Source organism: Prevotella sp. tc2-28 (genome assembly GCF_900107705.1).
GTDB lineage: Bacteria > Bacteroidota > Bacteroidia > Bacteroidales > Bacteroidaceae > Prevotella.
The window spans coordinates 22335-41949 of sequence record NZ_FNRE01000008.1 but is presented as its reverse complement, the minus strand read 5'-3'; the positions used below and the strand labels follow the sequence as shown (position 1 = coordinate 41949).

Here is a 19615-nt window from a genome sequence, read left to right as displayed (position 1 = left end):
GATTATAATTTACTATTTGACAATTTACTATTTACTATTTATTTGACCATTTACTATTTGACCATTTGGCTATTTACTATTTTTCTATCAGTATGCGGGCATCAACGGCAACGACATCCTTGTCGTCGGCCAGCAGCGGGTTGATGTCCATCTCCTTAATCTCGGTGGCAAAGCGCAGCAAGGTGCTCAGCCGCACAATGATCTCGGCATATTTCTGTTCGTTGAGTCCTTTCTGTCCGCGTGTGCCCTTGATGATTTTATAGCCGCGCAGCGAGTGGATCATGGAGTAGGCCTCGTTGTAGGACAGCGGCGCCAAGCCCGACTGGACATCCTTCAGTATTTCGACGAAGATGCCGCCCAGACCACAGAGCACCACGTGACCGAAGCGCTGTTCGTATTTGGCACCGATGAACAGTTCCGTGCCTCGCAGCATCTTCTGAACCATCACCCCCGTGGCATCCTCTATCTGCATCATGCGGTCGAACTCCAAAGCCAGGTGTTCCGGCGTGCGGATGTTCAGCGTCACACCGCCCACATCACTCTTGTGGACGGGACCGACAACCTTCGCCACTACGGGATAGCCCACGCGACTGGCAAAGTTGATGAGCTCGTCCTTGGACGAAGACACCATCTCCGGAACGATGGGAATGCCCGCGCAGGAAAGAAGTTCGCGGACGGTATCTGGTGGCAGGTAGCCGTTTTCCTTGATACCCATGATGGTCTTGTGCAGTCGCGGAATGTCAATGCCGTACAGTTGCACCTCGGGAGGCGCAGGGGCTGGCGTGCTCATGATATGACTGAGGGCAGTAGCCAGCGTCACCTCATCGCTGAAGTTGACGTGGCCCTTGGCGAGGAATTCAGCCACCTCAGGACCTGCGGTGTGCAGACTGGGCAGGATGGGGAAGATAGGCTTCTTGCACTCCGTGATTTTCTGGTGCAGCACCTCGTAAGCCTCGTAGAGCGTGGTCAGTCCCGGGGTGCCGTAGATGACGGCAATGGCGTCGATATCGTCCAGCTGATGCTCGCAATAGTCGATGACCGTTCCTAATTGCTCTGCCGTACCCGTAGCCAGGATATCAATAGGATTGGCTACGCTGGAACCCGGGAACAGCTTCGTCTTCAGCTCTTCAGCAACAGGACCTTCCAACTTCGGAACCTCCAGCCCGCCTTTCGACAAGGCATCGGTCAGCATGACGCCAGGACCGCCCGCATGGGTGACGATGGCAAAGCGCTTGCCTGTCAGCGGGGGAAGGGTGAAGATGCAACCGACGGTGGTCAGTTCTTCACGACTGTGACAACGCACAATGCCTGCCTTGCGGAACAAAGCCTCGACAGCCGAGTCGCTGCTGGCAATGGCACCCGTGTGACTGGATGCTGCCCTACTGCCACTCTCCGACGAGCCTGCCTTGATGGCTGCTATGCGACAACCCTTGCGGATGAGCGACGAGGCGTGGAACAGCAGCTTGTCGGGATTGCTGATGTTCTCGATATACAGCAACTTGACCGGCGAGTCCGTCTCAGGGTTATAGTGTTCGTCCATGTATTGCAACGCGTCCTCAATACCTATCTGCTTGCCGTTGCCAATGCTCCACACGCTATTGAACTGTAAGCCCTTGATGACGGCACTCTCCAGGATGAAGACCGCTGTGGCACCCGAGCCGCTGACGAAGTCGACACCCTTGGGGTTCAACTTAGGAATAGGCTGGGTGAATACGGAATGGTGGTTGCGGTTGAGCAGCCCGATGCAGTTAGGACCAATCAGCGCTGCCCCGTAGGTTGCACAAGTGTCCAGGATGCGTTGTTCCATCTCACCACCCTCCTTCGTCTCTTCGCCGAAGCCTGCCGAGATGATGATGAAGGCACGTGTCTGCTTGTCGCGAGCCAGCAGTTCAACGGTATCGGGACAAAACTTGGCAGGAATGACCAACACCGCCAACTCAGTAGGAGGCAGTTCCTTGGCATCATGAAACACCTTGATACCCTGTACGCTGTCTTCCTTGGGGTTGACAATGCGCAGCGTACCTTGATATCCCCCTTGTAGAATGTTGCGCACAATAGCGCCTCCCGGCTTGTGAACATTGTTGGAACCACCAATAACAACGATGCTCTGCGGGTCTAACAGTTCTCGGTTAATCATACGAGTACGATGGCTTTAACGGGATGAATGGCAATGGATGACTCAGGGAAGAAATAACCCAGTTTCAGAACGAAGCTGACCGGGGTGCCGTCCTTGACGTCAGCGCCTGTCGGTTCCTCGTCCAAGGTGGTGTCGAAGGTTCCGTCAATAGGCGCATGCACACTATCGGCGTAGGTCAGACCCTCGTCGCTGACGGTGCTCAGACAAGCGTTGATAAAGGGTTGCTGAGTGGTCAGGAACACCTCTATCTCATTGGCCAGCGCCTCCAGTTCCTCCTGGTCGAATGTGATGGCAGGGCGCTCGCCGTCGGTAGCCAGCCACTTGATGAGCGGTTGTAGTTCTTTGCGGTGCTTACGCAACTCGTAGATGCGTTCGTTGATGGTGATAAAGGCGCGTACGGCTTCGTTATAGACCATCATCTGGTCGGCAGTCAGATGTCCATCGCTTGCCTCTTCCTTTGCTTCCTGCTGAAGACGTTGCTTGCGCTTTTTCCTGATCTTAACGACGGCAGTAGCTCCTGCGGCTATCGCAGTGATACCTAATGTGGCCAGTGTGGCCAAGGCTGATTTGTGCTCTTTCAGTTGCATAGCAATAATGTTTAATAGTATTAAAGTTTCTGCAAAGATAGTGCTTTTTTCTGTAATTATCATTATCTTTGCTTAGAAAATGAATAAAAATGACCTTGACATATTAAAGATAGCCCTGCCGGCTATCGTTACGAATATCACCGTACCGTTGTTGGGATTGATTGACTCTGCCATTGTCGGACACATGGGAGCAGCAGCCTATATCGGTGCTGTGGCCGTAGGGTCGATGATATTCAATCTGGTCTATTGGGTGTTTGGATTCCTCAGGATGGGAACCAGCGGCATGACAGCACAAGCCCGGGGGCGTAGGGATTTGACGGAGGTGGTCAGTCTGCTGGAGCGCTCGGCAACGGTGTCGCTGACGGTTGCCTTCCTTCTCATCCTCCTGCAATGGCCTATTGGTGAACTGATGCTGGAAATGATAGGACCAACGTCCGATGTGCGCCCGTTGGCAGCTACCTATTTCTATATGGTGGTATGGGGTGCTCCTGCCTCGCTGGGCCTGTTTACCCTGACGGGCTGGTTTATCGGTATGCAGAACACACGCCTGCCTATGTTGGTAAGTATGTTGCAGAACGTGGTGAACATCCTCGTATCGTTGTTCCTGGTCTATGGGCTGGGCATGAAGATAGCCGGTGTAGCCCTGGGCACGGTCATTGCCCAGTATGCGGGATTGGTTACGGGTGTCTTTCTCCTTTGGCGCTACTACCGAAGGCTGTGGCGAGGTCGTCGGTTGTCGCTAAAGACTCGCCTGTTGCCCATTACCCCCTTTCTGCGCGTCAATCGCGATATCTTTCTGCGCACCATCTTCCTGGTAGCCGTTAATCTGTATTTTACTGCCGCCGGTGCCCGTCAGGGGGCTGTCGTGTTGGCCATCAATACCTTGCTGATGCAACTCTATCTGCTGTTCTCCTATTTCATGGACGGCTTTGCCTATGCCGGAGAAGCCCTGGGTGGACGCTATTGGGGAGCAGGAAACAAGGAGGCTTTCTCGGGGATAGTCAGAAGACTATTAGGGTGGGGAGTCGGAGTGACGGCATTGTTCACCATCGTCTATGTCTTGGGTGGACAGCCTTTCCTCCGCCTGCTGACCGATGAACCAATGGTGGTGGAGGCTTCTTACCGGTATGTGGGATGGGCCTGGCTGGTTCCGGTAGCAGGTATGCTGGCTTTCATCTGGGACGGTGTCTTTGTCGGAATCACCCAGACACGGGGAATGCTCCAGTCGTCAGTCATTGCTGCCCTCGTCTTTTTCGCTTGTGTATATATTCTGATGCCACGCTATGGAAATCATGGACTGTGGATAGCCATGCTGATGTACCTGTTGATGCGTGGATTGGTGCAGACCTACCTCTTTTGCAACCGAGTTGCGAAATAGTTGTCGTACCTTTGCAGCAGAAATCATCAAAAAGAGAAAGATAATATGTCAGAACATCATCACGAACATGAACACGAACAGGCTCACGAGCATGAACACGAACATCATCATGGTGGGATGAAAAACCAGTTGCTGCTCATCCTTGCAACCGCTGTGTTGCTGGTTGCTGCCGTACTCATTGAACACCATTGGGCGTTGCCCACATGGCAGTTGCTGCTGGTTTATCTGGTACCTTACCTGTTGATAGGTCACGACACACTGAAGGAAGCGCTGGAGGGCCTCCTGGAAGGCGATGCCTTCAACGAGCATTTCCTGATGTCCATAGCTACTATCGGCGCCCTCTGCATCGGCTTCCTGCCAGGTGCTGAGACGGAATTTCCAGAGGCGGTGTTTGTCATGCTTTTCTTCCAGCTGGGCGAACTGTTTGAGAGTTATGCCGAGGGGAAGAGCCGTGAGAGCATTGCGCACCTGATGGATATCCGTCCGGATGTGGCCCATGTGGAGCAGAAGGGAAGTGGGGAAACACTTAGCGATAGGAGTCCCGAACAGGTGGAGATAGGCTCTGTCATCGTGATACGTCCAGGTGAGAAGGTACCCCTCGACGGTGTCGTCATAGAAGGTACATCCGCCCTGAACACGGTGGCACTGACGGGAGAAAGCCTGCCTCGTGACATCACGGTGGACGACGAGGTGATTTCGGGTTGTGTCAACCTTTCCGGAGTCATCAGGGTGCGCACCACCAAGAGCTTTGGCGAGAGTACGGTATCGAAGATTATCCGGCTGGTGGAGGATGCCGGAGAGCACAAGTCGCAGAGTGAGGCCTTCATCACCCAGTTTGCCCGTATCTATACCCCCGTCGTGGTGTTTGCCGCCATTGCCATTGCCGTGTTGCCGCCATTATACCTCTTTCTCACCGCTCACCTCTCACCTCTCACCTCTTTCTCCACGTGGCTCTATCGTGGCTTGATGTTCCTCGTCGTGTCGTGTCCGTGTGCCCTGGTTATCAGTGTGCCGCTGACCTTCTTCGGAGGCATCGGCGGTGCTTCGCGCAAGGGTATCCTGGTGAAGGGTGCCAACTATATGGATGTGTTGTCGAAGATAGACACCGTGGTGTTTGACAAGACGGGAACGCTGACACACGGACTGTTTGCCGTGACTGCCGTACATCCCGATACCTGTGACGAGCACCATCTGTTACATCTGGCTGCCCATGTGGAACACTTCACTACGCATCCCATCGGAACCGCCCTGCGTGATGCCTTCCCAGAGGAAGCTACAGACGGCTGTAAGATCAGCGATGTGGAAGAGGTTGCCGGACAGGGCATCCGTGCCAAGGTGGGTGAGCAGGTGGTATGTGTAGGCAATACAAAGATGATGGATACGGTGGGTGCCCAGTGGCACGACTGTACCCATGTGGGAACCATCATCCATGTAGCCATTGACGGCGTCTATGCAGGACATATCGTCATCAACGACCGTATCAAGGAGGACAGTGCAGAGGCAATAGCCAAACTGAAGGCACTGGGTGTCCAGCGTACCGTGATGTTGACGGGTGACCGCAAGGAGGTGGCTTCCCATGTGGCAGAGCAGTTAGCACTGACGGAGTACCATGCGGAACTGCTGCCTGCCGACAAGGTGGCTTTTGTGGAAAAGGAACAGTCCTGTCTGGCCTTTGTAGGCGACGGCATCAACGATGCTCCCGTCCTGGCTCGAGCCCATGTGGGTATTGCGATGGGAGGTCTGGGCAGTGATGCTGCCATTGAGGCTGCCGACGTGGTGCTGATGGACGACAGGCCTTCGAAGATAGCCCTGGCCATCCGCATAGCACGCCGTACCTTAGCCATAGCCCGACAGAATGTGGTGTTTGCCATTGGCGTGAAGGTGGCTGTGCTGATACTGGCTGTCCTAGGTGTAGCTACCCTGTGGCTGGCCGTCTTTGCCGACGTGGGCGTAACCGTACTGGCTGTGCTGAATGCCATGCGTGCCTTACACGTCAATGAGGCGTAAAAAAGATATGTTTTTGGTAAAACTCGTTAAATGGCTTGGCTGTTTAACGAGTTTTTCGTACCTTTGTCCTATTGTAATCAAATGTGCACAGGTATGAGACTTAGAATATGCGTTTTTGTGGCTGTCCTGCTGATGGTGCCTATGGGAATAGCAGGACAGGACTATAAGACTCTTTGGAAACAAGTGGAGGAGGCTCAGAATAGAGACCTGCCCCAAACGGCTATCGGTCATCTGAAAAAGATAGCGGCAAAGGCCAAGAAGGAAAATGCCTTCGGACAACTGCTGAAATCGACATTGCTACATGCTCGCCTGCAGGCGGAGATTGCTCCCGACTCGCTGCGCCCTGCTGTCGCTCAGTTGGAACAACAGGAAAAGGCAGTCAAGGATGTGCCCTTGAGGTCGGTCTACGATGCTGTCCTGTCTCTCATCTATAAGAATAACCGACAGTTGTCTGACGACTATCAGGAAAAGAGCAGACACTATGCCGAGCAGGCAATGGCTCATCCCGACATACTGGCTGCCGTGAAGACAGACGACTATGTGCCGTTTGTCGTCAAAGGGAAAGATAGCCGGATTTTCGGACATGACTTGTTGAGTGTGATAGGAATGGAGTTGAACGCATGGCAGCAACTGCATGACTATTATGCGAAGGCTGGCCATAGGCAGGCTGCTTGTCTGACGGCATTGGAGACGGTGAACGACATCCGCGCGATTGACTCGCTGATTGCCGTTTATGGCGATTTGCCTGAGGCTTGTGAACTGGCCATCAAGCGTTATGGGTTGATGAGAAACGACACGCCGGTCCAGAAAGCAGCGTGGTTGAAGACGTCGTTGCAACGGTGGGGCTCATATCAACGGGCGAACAGCCTTCGTAACAGTATGGCAGCCCTGACGCAACCGCGTTATCAGGTAGAACTGAAACAGCGTGTGATGGAGGTAAACAAGTCGCAGATGGTTTATTTGCGACAGTTGTGCCATCTGCAGCACATGACCATGAGCGTTTATCGTACCCGACTGACAGGGGAAAGCCAGTTGGATCCTCAGAATGCCAAAGAGTATCAGCAGATAAAGGCTGGCATGAGTGAACTGAAGGAGATGAGGCACACCTTGAACTTTACGGGACGAGAGGACTATGAGGAGTTTGAGGATTCGCTGCAACTGGAAGGCCTTTCGCCTGGTGTCTACCTTCTGGAATTCTCTACCCAGCCCCAAACTGAAGTCTCACGTATGCTTTGTTACGTGTCAGGGCTTCGTCTGATGACACAGGCTCAGCCAGATAACAGCATACGCTATGTGGTGGTTGACGCAACGACAGGCCAACCGGTCGGTAAGGCTTCTTTGCGCCTTAAGTTCAACCGGTGGACGAAGTCCGTACAGACCCAGAAGTTGACTTGTGACGAGAAAGGTGAGGTGGTGTATCATTATGTGCAGAACCAACAACCGGAGGAAGTCTATGCCTTTACACCGACAGACGTCTACTGTCCTGTGCAGAATGCCTATGGACGTTATACCTACTACGAGCAACTTTACAATAGGGAACACACCAGTCTCTTTACAGACCGTAGCGTCTACCGACCCGGGCAAACGGTACAGGTGACGGCTATCGTATGGCGTGAACAGTCAGCACTCGACAACGTGGCAGTCGCTGACAAACAAATAAAGATTGAGTTGCGAGATGCCAATTACAGGATGGTCAGTGAACAGACGGTGACGACCAACCGCTTTGGAAAGTGCACAGTACCTTTGACATTGCCCGTAGGACTGTTGAATGGTCGCTTTACCATCCGTGCCAATAACCAAAGTTGTAGTATTCGCGTGGAGGAATACAAACGTCCGACATTCCAGGTGGAATTTGCCGACTGCCAGCAGGCCTATCGCCAGGGTGACACAGTCCGTGTGCAAGGTAAGGCTATGACTTATGCCGGTGTCCCCGTGCAAGGTGGAAAAGTGAAATATTCCTTACGCCGAAAGGTCGCCTTCTGGTGGCATTACTATGCTCAGGAAGAATCGCTTGGAGAGGGTGAGACAACGACAGCTGATGACGGGTCGTTTACAATCAATGTTCCGATGTTCCTGCCCAGTGATGCAGCTCGTCGTCCGATGTTCTACCACTTCGTTGTGGATGCAGATGTCACCGACCAGGCTGGTGAGACACATCATGGCATGTTGAGCCTGCCGTTGGGTAATCGTCCTACCGCACTGGCGTGTGACTTAGCACCGCAGGTGCGTAAAGACCAGCTGCCGCAGGTGACATTCTCCCGTCTTAATGCTGCAGGGAAGGAGATTATGGGTACGGTCAGCTATCGTCTGGATGGAGGAAAGTGGAAACAATGTGCAGCAAACGCCTCCTCTTCTGTTCTCGGTTCTCAGATGAGAAGTGGCGAACACCTCCTCGAAGCCATCTGTGAACAAGACACACTGAATGTCCGTTTTGTGGTGTTTGGCCTGGACGACAAGAAACCTGCCAAACAGACCGACGATTGGTTCTACGTGTCGGATCAGCAGTTCGCAAGTGACGGAACTCCCGTAACCGTACAGGTGGGCTCGTCAGACCCTAACATACATATCGTCTATGGCATTTATGCGGGTAATCAGTTGATAGAGAGTGGTGCAGCAGACAAAGATGCTGCCCTTGTCAATCGTCAGTTTACCTATAAGGAAACCTATGGAAATGGTATCCTTTTGACTTATGCATGGATAAAGAATGGCCAATGTCATACGCACCAGGCTTTCATCAGACGTCCCTTACCTGACAAGAAGTTGAAGATGACGTGGGAGACTTTCCGCGATCGTCTGACACCCGGACAAAAGGAAGAATGGCGACTGAAAATACAGCATCCTGACGGCTCTCCAGCAGATGCCAGTCTGATGGCCGTTCTCTATGACAAGAGTCTTGATGCTATTGTCCGCCATCAATGGTCGTTCGTGCCAGAAAACTACTTGCCACGTCCATCTACCAGTTGGTACAGCAATTCAGACTACAACTGGGTTGCTGCCGGTAGCCAGTCTTTCAAGTATCTTGCAGAACACCCCTTCGAGTGGAGTCGTTTCGACAATAGTGTTTATCCCTATTATATGACCATCTACATCCGTGGCAGCCGTCCCATGCTGATGGCAGCTGCAAAGGGGGGAATGGCCAGGTCTAAGGAAATTTCCAGGGAAGAAAAGACCATGATGAATGCGGATGCCATAGCGCCCCAACAGGTGGCAGACGAGATGGAACAGCCACAAGAAAAACCGGCTGCTGAACAGGTACAGGTACGAGAGAACTTGAATGAAACCGCCTTCTGCTATCCTTTGTTGGAGACGGATAAGGACGGACATGCCGTGTTGAAGTTTACCCTGCCTGAAAGTCTGACTACCTGGCGCTTCATGGGCGTGGCAAATACGGTAGACATGCTGTACGGAAATATAGAGGGAGAGGCGATAGCCCAGAAAGAACTGATGGTTCAGCCTAATATACCACGATTCTTGCGTGAAGGCGATGAGGCTGTCATCAGCATGCGCATCACCAACACAGGACAGCATATGCTGAAAAACGGTACGGCTCTATTGCGACTCGACGATGTGGAGACAGAGGTGCTGTCGCTCTCGGAATCCTTCGAGGTGGAAGCTGGAAAAACGATCGTTGTCAGTTTCCGAATTCCTGGTTCCGTACTGAAGCCCATGTTGTATACCTGTAAAGTTTCAGCCTTGGCTGTGACTGATGGACTTGACGGGTTTAGTGATGGTGAACAGCACTATCTGCCCGTACTGTCGGATAAAGAATACGTAACGAAGACGGTGCCCTATACACAGCATGAGCCAGGGGTGAAGACCTTCGACCTGACCAACTTGTTCCCCGCTGGAACCACTCAGCAGAAACTTACCGTGGAATATACCAATAACCCAGCATGGCTGATGGTACAGTCGTTGCCCGTCATAGGACAACCTTGGGAACATAGTGCTATTGATCAGGCTGCCTCCTATTACAGTAATTCTTTGGCTAAGAAGTTATTGGCGCAGAACCCACAGGTGAAAGCCGTCTTCGAACAGTGGAAACGGGAAGATTCGTCACATGCCACTCTTCACTCGTCCCTTGAAAAGAACCAGGAGTTAAAAGACCTCGTTCTCAACGAAACACCGTGGGTGGCTGCTGCCGACCGTGATACGGAACAGAAACAGCGTCTGGCTGATTTCTTTGATGAGAATGGAATAGGACAGCGTCTGACGATTGCCGTTGAAAAACTGAATAAACTGCAGCGTGCCGACGGTTCCTTCTCATGGTATCCTGGCATGCAAGGTAGCACTCAGATAACCGTTGCTGTTCTGGAGATGCTGGTACGCTTGGACAAAATGACTGGCGAACAGTCGGCTACCAAACAGATGCAGCAGAAAGCATTCGATTATGTAGGTCAGGAGATGGTCAAACTGGTCAACGAGATGAAGAAGGCCGAGAAGATAGGACAAAAGCCTTCATTCCCCTCATTTACAGCTCTTCGATGGTTATACCTCTGTGCACTTGATGGTCGTCATTTGACAACGGCTGTCCAGTCGGCTAACAACTACTTGATAGCTCTTATGAAAAAAGATATTAAGCGCCAGACTATTTATGAAAAGGCACTAACGGCAGTTGTCCTTGCCAAGCACGGGGAACACAAAAATGCTGTCGCTTATGTACAGAGCCTGAAGGAGTATTCCGTTTTTACTGAGGAGATGGGACGTTACTATGATACCCCACGGGCGACCTATTCCTGGTACGACTATAAGATACCGACAGAGGTGGCTGCTATTGAGGCTATTCAGTTGGTCACACCCAAAGAGACGAAGGTACTTGATGAAATGCGTCGTTGGCTATTGCAAGAGAAACGTACGCAGGCATGGGATACCCCAATCAATAGTGTTAATGCTATATGGGCATTTATGGCAAATAATACTAGTCAAGTTAGTCTAACTAGTCACACTAACCCTGCCGTCTTTGCCATCGACGGTTCTCCCATCAACCAGCCAAAAGCCACTGCTGGCTTGGGTTATGTGAAGACGGCTATCAGTCAGCCTCAGGGCAAGACCTTTACAGCCAACAAGACTTCAGAGGGTACATCGTGGGGTGCCGTCTATGCCCAGTTCTTCCAAAAGACTTCAGAGGTAGAGGCTGCTCAGAGTGGCATCAAGGTGAAGCGTGAAATCATATCTCTCACCTCTCACCTCTCACCTCTCACCTCTATTCAGGTCGGTGACCGTGTTAAGGTGCGTATCACCATAGAATCTTCTCGTGACCTTGACTTTGTGCAGGTCATTGATAGGCGAGCAGCCTGTATGGAACCTGTCAATCAGTTGTCAGGCTACCGTCATGGAGCCTATGTATCACCGAAGGATGCTGCAACTCATTACTTCTTTAATCAGTTGACTAAGGGCAAACATGTGATAGAGACAACCTATTATGTTGATCGCGCAGGACGTTACGAGTCGGGTACCTGTACTGTGGGCTGTGCCTATGCTCCGGAGTATCGTTCTACTGCGCCCTCGATATCTTTTAATGTACAATAATCAAATAAATGATGAACAGAATAAAAATCATTCTCCCGCTTTTCCTAATGGCAGCCTTACCTGTGGCCGCCCAGAAACTGGTAGCGATAAAGGCTGATGTGGACGCCGGTAAAACTGGCTACATGCAACCGGTCACCGCTGTTTTTGAGTTTCGTAATAAGAGTCATCGCAAATTGCGTATAGAGCGCGTTGTCCCAGACTGTCGTTGTACCACCATCGAGTATCCGAAAAACGAGGTTGGCTCCAATGAGAAGTTCGAGGTTCGCATGACTTATGATGCTCGTCAGTTGGGACACTTCGACAAGCAGGCGGCTATTGTCAGCAACGGCTCGTCGAAGCCTTTCTATATTCGTATGAAAGGCGTTGTACTGGCTGATCTGCAGGACTTCTCAGGTTCCTATCCTATTGAGATGGGCGACTTGCGACTGGACAAGGCGGATTTGGAATTCGATGATGTCAATCGGGGGGATCAGCAGGTACAGGAGTTGCATATTTATAATAATGGTATAAAGGTGTATCACCCCAACTTGATGCACTTGCCTTCCTACCTGACAGCCGTCGTAACACCAGAGAGACTGGGACCCGGTCGCTCAGGCAAGATTACGGTTGTCCTTAACTCTGCCTTGTTGCGCGACTATGGTCTCACTCAGACCTTTGTCTATCTGGCTGGCAATCCTGGTGATAAGGTGAGTCCAGATCATGAGATTGGGGTCTCGGCAGTACTCCTTCCTTCTTTCGATGGTATAGCATTAGACAAGAGTCAGGCACCCAAGATGCAACTGTCAAAGAACCAGGTCGACATCCAGTTTGACGGGAAGTCCAAAAAGTCAGATGTTATCATTGTCACGAACACGGGTGGGGCACCGCTTAATATCACTTCGTTACAGTTGTTTACAGGTGGTTTGAAAGTGTCTCTTGGCAAGCGTAATTTAAATCCTGGTGAGACGACGAAACTTAAGATTACGGCCATGCGCGAGGATTTGTCAAAGGTGCGCACCCGTCCGCGTATTCTGATGATTACCAACGACCCGAGTAACCCCAAGATAACCATAACAATTAATGCAAAATAAGAAGTACTATGATGGAACATCCGGAGAACAGTGAAGAATATGCAGGCTTGCAAGTTAATAGTGGCGTAGAACAGCCCGCCATCATCAACCCCTATTTGAAACGCAGTCGTTTTCGCCGGCGTGAACTCTCTGTGGGAGAGATGGTCGAGGGCATCATCAAAGGTGATGTAACCATTCTTTCGCAAGCCGTTACTTTGGTGGAAAGTGTAAACCCCGACCACCAAGCCAAGGCACAGGAAGTCATCAACAAATGCCTGCCATATAGCGGAAAAAGTATCCGTGTTGGTATCAGTGGCGTTCCTGGTGCAGGTAAATCGACAAGCATCGATGAGTTCGGTGTGCATGTGCTTCGCGAGAAGGGCGGAAAACTGGCTGTGTTGGCTATTGACCCGTCGTCAGAGCGTTCCAAGGGTTCCATTCTTGGCGATAAGACACGCATGGAGAAACTCTCCGTTCATCCGGACTCTTTTATACGTCCTAGTCCTACGGCAGGCTCTTTGGGAGGAGTGGCTCGCAAGACACGCGAGACCATTATTCTTTGTGAGGCTGCGGGTTTCGACAAGATCTTTGTTGAAACGGTAGGGGTAGGTCAGAGTGAAACGGCTTGCCATTCGATGGTGGATTTCTTCCTGCTAATCCAACTGGCAGGAACGGGTGATGACCTGCAGGGTATTAAGCGTGGCATTATGGAAATCTGTGACGGCATCGTTATCAACAAATGTGATGGTGACAACGTTGACAAGTGCCATATGGCAGCAACTAATTTCCGAAATGCCCTTCATTTCTTCCCTAAGTCGGAAAGTGGGTGGATGCCTCGCGTCTTGTGTTATAGTGGTTTTTATGGCTATGGCATTAAGGAGGTTTGGGATATGATATATGAATACATTGATTTCGTTCGTAAAAACGGTTATTTCGACTATCGTCGTAATGAACAGTCGAAGTACTGGATGTATGAGAGCATCAACGAACATCTACGGCTGAATTTCTATAACAATCCTGTCATCCAGCAGCAGTTGCAGCAGGCAGAACAACGTGTCCTTACCGGTCATCAGACCAGTTTCATGGCAGCACAGAGCCTGCTCGACACGTATTTTAAATTGCTAAATGATAAACAGTAAAATGGGAAATAGCAGAAACTTACAAATAGAGATAGATAGTGGGAGTGGATTCTGTTTCGGAGTGACGACAGCCATTCAAAAAGCTGAAGAGGAATTGGCGAAGGGTACCAAGTTGTATTGCTTGGGTGACATTGTACATAATGGTATGGAGTGTGAGCGTCTGCGGGATATGGGACTGATTACCATCAACCATGACGAGATGCGCCAATTACATCATGCTAAGGTTTTGTTGCGCGCTCATGGAGAACCTCCTGAGACCTACGAATTGGCTGAGCGAAACAATATCGACATCATAGATGCGACATGCCCCGTTGTGCTGCAATTGCAAAAACGCATCAAGCGTCAGTATGGCACCAATAGTCACGAATCGTCAGACAACAGCCAGATTGTTATCTTTGGTAAGAAAGGACATGCTGAGGTCCTCGGACTGGTAGGTCAGACGCTGGGTCATGCCATTGTTATTGAGCATTTCGATGATGTCAGACAACTGGACTTCCAACGTGATATCTATCTTTATTCTCAGACGACGAAGTCGCTGGACGAGTTTCATCGAATTATTGAATATATCCAGAAACATATCTCCCCTGATGCTATCTTCCGTTCTTTCGATACCATTTGCCGCTCTGTTGCTAACCGTATGCCCAGTATCTCGCGGTTTGCCAGCCTCCATGATCTCATACTGTTTGTCTGTGGACGAAAGAGTTCTAATGGAAAGGTCTTGTTTAACGAGTGTCTTCGCGTAAATCCAAATGCTCACCTGATAGAAGGACCGGAGGAGATTGATCAGAACTGGCTAACTGATATCCATTCTGTTGGCATCTGCGGAGCGACCAGTACGCCCAAGTGGCTTATGGAACAGTGTCGTGATGCCTTGTTGCAGATGTAATGTTTCTTGTTTGCGACAATCAATATGAAGATAGAGCCCATCGCTTTTTTTCAGTCACCTCTGACGTCGAAGTTTGGTGTTCCCAGACAGAGTGGTATCGTCAGTGATTTACACGGTACGATTTGTTTTGTTCCGGAATATGCCAATGGTGATGCGCTAAGAGGATTGGACGGGTATGATTATCTGTGGCTGATATGGGGATTCTCAGAACATGTGAACTCAGAGAAACATGCTACTGTCCGTCCACCGCTACTGGGAGGCAATGAGCGGATGGGGGTATGGGCAACCCGTTCACCTTTTCGGCCTAATAATCTTGGCCTGTCGTCAGTACGCATAGCCTCGATAGATGTAAAGACTCCATCCATTGAGGTGCTGGGAGCTGACCTGATGGATGGCACACCTATTTATGACATCAAACCATATCTTCCTTATGTAGACTGTCATCCGGATGCTCGTGGTGGATTTACCGACCAGCATTCATGGAATGAGTTGCAAGTAGAACTGCCTGATGAGTTGAATAGGGTCCTGCTGCCTGCTGATGTACAAGTGCTGAAGAAACTTTTGTCATTAGACCCTCGTCCGCACTATCATACCGATGAAGAAAAGGTGTATGGCATGCCTTTCAAGGGTTACGACATCCGGTTTAGGGTGTCAGATGGTGTCTTGCGTGTCGAGAAGTGGGAGATTTTAAAATGATGATTACTCCCACTTGATGAGAATATGTTCAAATCCCATCGTTTTCATCATTTGTCGGAATTGTTGTTCCCCATTCTGTTGCGCATTTCGGATATTCTCAGGAGTCAGACACCGTTGTAGCATCTTCTGGTAAGCTCGACGGTATAGACTCTCGCGGTCAGTGGGATTCCATCGTCCCGATTCGTGAAAACTCTTGGTGCGTGCCTCATCAATAAAATCACGATCAAGCAGTCCTACTTTGGGTAGTGTTACCTCGATACTGTCACCGGAAGGCTTTAGCCATCCAGGCTTTACCTGATGCATGTTGATGCCTAAGCGTACGGTTCCATAGTAGATACGTACTAAATGGTCGTCAGAGAAAAAACCTTTACGCACGGTGTCAATGAGCTCTTCGTCGGAGATGGAAAGAAATTCCCACTCACCAATAGCTTTGATGCTTTCTATCTGTTCTGGTGTGACGTTGATGCGGTCATCCACTTCAATAGCAACCTTTGTTTGGGTTGCTGCGCGAACGAGCCATACAAGAAGAATCATTGCTATGACGGCCGTAAGAGCATAAAAACTATATCTGGGGTTCCATTTCATTTTTCTTCAAGACTAGAGTTGATGAGTTGTTTGATGCTGGGATTCTTGCGGAAAGCAATGGTGATGTCCTCTTCTTTGTAGCCCATTTGTGTGAGCATGGGGACTAATACACGGGTAGCGTTAGCTTGTGCTGTAGGCAGGATGTCCATGTTGGGTATGTTGTCAAGAATAGCCTTTCTACCTTGTTGCTCATAGCTGGTAAGTTCCTTGTCGGTGAAATGTGAACGCGTCAGTCCGACATAGCGTTTGATTTCCTTTTGGTTAATCTTGGAACTGGTCAGCGTCACTTTCGGATCAGGCAATAAGATGGTGATGTGTTTGCCGTTTCGCTCGATGTTCTTCTCGGAGAATTCACTGAAATCAATATATGCCTTGAGGGTGGCATCCATCGGAATAGCCACTTTACGTTCTCCTAACGGGAGCGGGATGTCGAAATCTTGTTTCAGCAGGTTGCCTTTCAGCCTTACGACATCGTCATGTGTCACGATTTTATGGATATGATACTCGGTGGTGTAAAGTCGTGAGGTCTTTTGTATCTGCATGAATAGTGGAGGCACCGTGTCTGTCACGATGGCTTCCGGCTGTTCCGTCGTCTTGTCCCTGCAAGACATGGAGAGTGCCGACAACGTTCCTAATGTGGCTAGTAATAGAATAAACTGTTTCATTTCATCGCACAAAGATACTTAAAAATTATCAAAATGATAACAAATCGTAATTTTTTTTTGCTGTGATATTAAACTATTTCTCTTTTTGTACGTCAAAACGATAGTTAAAAGGTTGCCAACACAAGAAATGACATAAATAAACATCATAGTGATTTAGGTTAACATAGTGTTTTTTTGGGCAAGCGTGCCCCCTCTATTAGTAGTATTTCCCTAAATAAGAATATTACTAAGGAAATGAAGTTTCTCGTCGTGATGGACGGGAAATTTCTTTTTATGCCATTTCCTTGCACGTTTCAAGGTTTTTTCGTACTTTTGCGGACAGAAACAATGCAAGTAAGAAATGAAAAGACTAGTTATATTTGTCGGACTTGGCGTTTTGGTAGCAGTCTTGGCAGCATGTGGAGGAAAGAAAAAAAGTGAGGATATTATTGCTCCACGCATAGAGAAAGTCCAGCTCAAAGCTCCTATTCGTATGCAGGACTATACGGATGAGCGTGATGTCGCGTGGATTGGCAAGACTTATCATGTAACTATTGCGCGCAAGTCTTCGGACTCATTGGAAATGATAAAAGATGAGGTGGGACAGAAATATGTGGATAACATCTTTACGGTGACGGTATCACGATCAGACGGTTCTGTGTTCTTTAAACGCTCTTTTACAAAAGCATCACTGAATAGTTATCTGGATGACGATTTCAGAAAGACTGGCCTTTTTGAAGGATTTGTGTATGACAAGGCCGAAGGCGATTGGCTGGTTTTCGGAGCCAGTGTAGGTCATCCGCAGACAGACGAATACATTCCTTTGGTCATTCGCCTGTCTAGGATGGGAGAATTAGTTATTAAACGTGATGTCCAGATGGACACAGACTCTCAAATAGAGCCTGCCACTGACGACTCAATATAGTCATACTGGGATAGATGATGTCGGCTCCTTCTTGGGCCAGCATCTTGTCGGGTAACGGACCTGTATTGACTGCTATCGTAAAGCATTGAGCAGCAACAGCAGCCCTTGTGCCGAGAGGAGCGTTCTCTACGACAATCGCCTCCCATGGGTGAATATCACATTTCTGCATACCTTTCAGATACGGCTCCGGGGCAGGCTTCCCGTGGTTGACATCCAAAGCGGTAACCATGAGCTCATGGGTAACCAGTCCGGGAAGGTCGTTTTGCAACTTGTCGAGCAGCACATGTTGGGCACTTCCCGTCACGATGCAAATCTTTAACCCGCAGGCTTTGATTTGCTGCATGAGTTCAACGATACCAGGCATCAGCGTTGCCGGTGGGTAAGCAGCAAACTTCTCTGATTTGTGCTGATACATTAATTGTGCTTCCTCGTCATTCAGGTCTCGTCCCCATTGTTGTTTTGCCAGCAGTTTGATAGTCTCAACACCTCGCATGCCTTCATACTCGTAGGCGCCAGTCATCGGCATGTCTAACCCATAGTCAGCCATTGACTCATGCCATGAGACTGCGTGGTTGGGCATAGAGTCGTAGATGACTCCATCCATATCAAAAAGCACGGCTTTGGGAATAAACCGCTCAAAGCCGTGCTTCTTTAAGTATTTATTAATTTCCTTCAAATCAATAGTCGAATAAGTGATTAATCCTCTTTTGCCAGACGTTCCTTGATGGCCTTGGTGTCTGCCTCATATCCAGGCTTCTCGAGTAAGGCGAACATGTTCTTCTTGTAAGCCTCTACGCCGGGCTGGTTGAATGGGTTAACTCCCAGGATGTTACCACTGATGCCACAAGCAATCTCGAAGAAGTAGATGAGCTGTCCGATATAGTATTCGTTCAATTCCGGAACGGAAACGCGGATATTGGGTACACCGCCGTCCACGTGAGCCAGACGGGTTCCTAACTCAGCCATCTTGTTAACCTCGTCAACACGTTTGCCTGCCAGGAAGTTCAGACCGTCCAGGTTCTCATCGTCATTGGGGAAGAGAAGGCTACGGTTAGGCTTCTCGATGCTGATGACTGTCTCGAAGATGGTGCGCTCACCGTCTTGAATCCATTGCCCCATTGAGTGCAAGTCGGTGGTGAAGTCACAAGAAGCAGGGAAGATACCTTTCTTGTCCTTACCCTCAGACTCACCATACAACTGCTTCCACCACTCAGAGAAGAAGTGCAGCTTAGGCTGGTAATTTACCATGATCTCAATCTTCTTGTCTGCACCGTAGAGACCGTTGCGGACTGCAGCATACAAGGCAGCGGGGTTGTCTTCGAAGGGAACATCCTTTCCACAAGCCTTTTCCATGTCAGCAGCACCTTGTACAAGTGCCTTGATATCGAATCCGGCGCAAGCGATAGGCAGCAAACCTACGGGAGTTAAAACGGAGAAACGACCTCCTACATTGTCGGGGATGATGAAACTCTTATAGCCTTCCTTGTCAGCGCAAGTACGCGCAGCTCCACGCTTGGCGTCTGTTACGGCAATAATCACGTCTTTGGCAGCTTCCTTGCCCATCTGTGCTTCACACTGTTTCTTCAGCAGACGGAAAGTCAGGGCCGTTTCTGTCGTCGTACCAGACTTAGAGATGTTGATGACGCCAAATTTCTTGCCTTTCAGGTATTCGGTCATCTCTGACAGGTAGTCTTCACCGATATTGTTGCCAGCAAAAAGGATAACAGGATTCTTCTTGTCCTGAATTAACCAGGCGAACGAGTTTCCTAAAGCCTCGATAACGGCACGGGCACCCAAGTAACTACCTCCGATACCTGCAACGACAACGACCTCGCACTTAGCGCGGAGGGTGTTTGCAGCAGCTTGAATTTCATCCAGGAACTGGGGCGTGATGCTGCTTGGCAGATGAAGCCATCCAAGGAAATCGTTACCGGGGCAAGTGCCCTCTTCTAAAGCCTGTTGAGCGGCTTTTACCTTAGGTTCAAAAGCCTTCACTGCGCCTGCTCCCAAGAAACAAGCGGCTTTTGTGATGTCAAGTTTGATGTTGTTCATAATA

General features: G+C 49.9%; 14 protein-coding genes. 8 read left to right on the top strand and 6 right to left on the bottom strand.

The features are described 5' to 3' along the window. Nucleotides 1-76: 76 nt before the first annotated feature. A complete protein-coding gene (locus tag BLU47_RS08390; protein WP_091961131.1) occupies nucleotides 77-2137 on the bottom strand; it encodes an acetate--CoA ligase family protein in 2061 nt (686 codons plus the stop codon). After that, nucleotides 2134-2724, bottom strand: a complete 591-nt coding sequence (locus BLU47_RS08385) for a hypothetical protein (RefSeq protein WP_091961128.1) — start codon at nucleotides 2722-2724, stop codon at nucleotides 2134-2136. Before BLU47_RS08385 ends, BLU47_RS08390 begins: the two co-directional genes overlap by 4 nt. A 79-nt stretch (nucleotides 2725-2803) precedes the next feature. Between BLU47_RS08385 and BLU47_RS08380 the strand changes: the two genes are divergently transcribed. The 7 genes from BLU47_RS08380 to tsaA all read left to right on the top strand — a co-directional run bounded on the left by BLU47_RS08380 (nucleotide 2804) and on the right by tsaA (nucleotide 15405). Beyond that, nucleotides 2804-4102: an MATE family efflux transporter gene (locus tag BLU47_RS08380; RefSeq protein ID WP_091961125.1), complete on the top strand. Its 1299-nt coding sequence runs from the start codon at nucleotides 2804-2806 to the stop codon at nucleotides 4100-4102. Between the two features lie 117 nt (nucleotides 4103-4219). Beyond that, nucleotides 4220-6109 carry a heavy metal translocating P-type ATPase gene (locus BLU47_RS08375; protein ID WP_091961382.1) on the top strand — a complete coding sequence of 630 codons (1890 nt, stop codon included), beginning with the start codon at nucleotides 4220-4222 and terminating at the stop codon, nucleotides 6107-6109. 93 nt (nucleotides 6110-6202) lie between these two features. Next, nucleotides 6203-11635, top strand: coding sequence for an alpha-2-macroglobulin family protein (locus BLU47_RS08370; protein WP_176780509.1), 5433 nt, complete (start codon nucleotides 6203-6205; stop codon nucleotides 11633-11635). An 11-nt stretch (nucleotides 11636-11646) separates the two neighbouring features. Next, nucleotides 11647-12705, top strand: a complete 1059-nt coding sequence (locus BLU47_RS08365; RefSeq protein WP_176780508.1) for a DUF1573 domain-containing protein — start codon at nucleotides 11647-11649, stop codon at nucleotides 12703-12705. A gap of 11 nt (nucleotides 12706-12716) precedes the next feature. Continuing rightward, nucleotides 12717-13823, top strand: coding sequence for a methylmalonyl Co-A mutase-associated GTPase MeaB (meaB, locus tag BLU47_RS08360; RefSeq protein WP_091961117.1), 1107 nt, complete (start codon nucleotides 12717-12719; stop codon nucleotides 13821-13823). A 1-nt stretch (nucleotide 13824) separates the two neighbouring features. Then, nucleotides 13825-14709, top strand: coding sequence for a 4-hydroxy-3-methylbut-2-enyl diphosphate reductase (locus tag BLU47_RS08355; RefSeq protein ID WP_091961115.1), 885 nt, complete (start codon nucleotides 13825-13827; stop codon nucleotides 14707-14709). A gap of 24 nt (nucleotides 14710-14733) precedes the next feature. Continuing rightward, the gene (tsaA, locus tag BLU47_RS08350) at nucleotides 14734-15405 is read left to right on the top strand and encodes a tRNA (N6-threonylcarbamoyladenosine(37)-N6)-methyltransferase TrmO (RefSeq protein WP_091961112.1); all 672 of its coding nucleotides are present in this window, start codon (nucleotides 14734-14736) and stop codon (nucleotides 15403-15405) included. 3 nt (nucleotides 15406-15408) lie between these two features. On the opposite strand, the gene BLU47_RS08345 is transcribed toward tsaA, so the two are convergent. Continuing rightward, nucleotides 15409-15990: a DUF4230 domain-containing protein gene (locus BLU47_RS08345; RefSeq protein WP_091961109.1), complete on the bottom strand. Its 582-nt coding sequence runs from the start codon at nucleotides 15988-15990 to the stop codon at nucleotides 15409-15411. After that, on the bottom strand, nucleotides 15987-16655 hold the full coding sequence (locus BLU47_RS08340; RefSeq protein WP_091961107.1) for a DUF4230 domain-containing protein: 669 nt from the start codon (nucleotides 16653-16655) through the stop codon (nucleotides 15987-15989). Before BLU47_RS08340 ends, BLU47_RS08345 begins: the two co-directional genes overlap by 4 nt. A 340-nt stretch (nucleotides 16656-16995) precedes the next feature. On the opposite strand from BLU47_RS08340, the gene BLU47_RS08335 reads away from it, so the two are divergent. Further along, on the top strand, nucleotides 16996-17559 hold the full coding sequence (locus tag BLU47_RS08335) for a DUF4738 domain-containing protein (RefSeq protein WP_091961104.1): 564 nt from the start codon (nucleotides 16996-16998) through the stop codon (nucleotides 17557-17559). Here the strand turns inward: BLU47_RS08335 and BLU47_RS08330 are convergent. Then, complete coding sequence (locus BLU47_RS08330; RefSeq protein WP_369796972.1) at nucleotides 17495-18235, bottom strand: HAD family hydrolase; 741 nt, start codon at nucleotides 18233-18235, stop codon at nucleotides 17495-17497. The genes BLU47_RS08335 and BLU47_RS08330 overlap by 65 nt on opposite strands. 20 nt (nucleotides 18236-18255) lie before the next feature. Next, nucleotides 18256-19611 (bottom strand): glucose-6-phosphate isomerase, encoded by a 1356-nt coding sequence (locus BLU47_RS08325; protein WP_091961099.1) that lies wholly within the window; start codon nucleotides 19609-19611, stop codon nucleotides 18256-18258. Between the last annotated feature and the right edge of the window lie 4 nt (nucleotides 19612-19615).

Coding starts and splice junctions, on each gene's coding strand:
- BLU47_RS08355 (WP_091961115.1), top strand. CDS start 13,825: ATGGGAAATAGCAGAAACTTACAAATAGAGATAGATAGTGGGAGTGGA.
- BLU47_RS08325 (WP_091961099.1), bottom strand. CDS start 19,611: ATGAACAACATCAAACTTGACATCACAAAAGCCGCTTGTTTCTTGGGA.
- BLU47_RS08380 (WP_091961125.1), top strand. CDS start 2,804: ATGAATAAAAATGACCTTGACATATTAAAGATAGCCCTGCCGGCTATC.
- meaB (WP_091961117.1), top strand. CDS start 12,717: ATGGAACATCCGGAGAACAGTGAAGAATATGCAGGCTTGCAAGTTAAT.
- BLU47_RS08335 (WP_091961104.1), top strand. CDS start 16,996: ATGAAAAGACTAGTTATATTTGTCGGACTTGGCGTTTTGGTAGCAGTC.
- BLU47_RS08390 (WP_091961131.1), bottom strand. CDS start 2,137: ATGATTAACCGAGAACTGTTAGACCCGCAGAGCATCGTTGTTATTGGT.
- BLU47_RS08365 (WP_176780508.1), top strand. CDS start 11,647: ATGAACAGAATAAAAATCATTCTCCCGCTTTTCCTAATGGCAGCCTTA.
- BLU47_RS08370 (WP_176780509.1), top strand. CDS start 6,203: ATGAGACTTAGAATATGCGTTTTTGTGGCTGTCCTGCTGATGGTGCCT.
- BLU47_RS08345 (WP_091961109.1), bottom strand. CDS start 15,990: ATGAAATGGAACCCCAGATATAGTTTTTATGCTCTTACGGCCGTCATA.
- BLU47_RS08385 (WP_091961128.1), bottom strand. CDS start 2,724: ATGCAACTGAAAGAGCACAAATCAGCCTTGGCCACACTGGCCACATTA.
- BLU47_RS08340 (WP_091961107.1), bottom strand. CDS start 16,655: ATGAAACAGTTTATTCTATTACTAGCCACATTAGGAACGTTGTCGGCA.
- BLU47_RS08375 (WP_091961382.1), top strand. CDS start 4,220: ATGAAAAACCAGTTGCTGCTCATCCTTGCAACCGCTGTGTTGCTGGTT.
- tsaA (WP_091961112.1), top strand. CDS start 14,734: ATGAAGATAGAGCCCATCGCTTTTTTTCAGTCACCTCTGACGTCGAAG.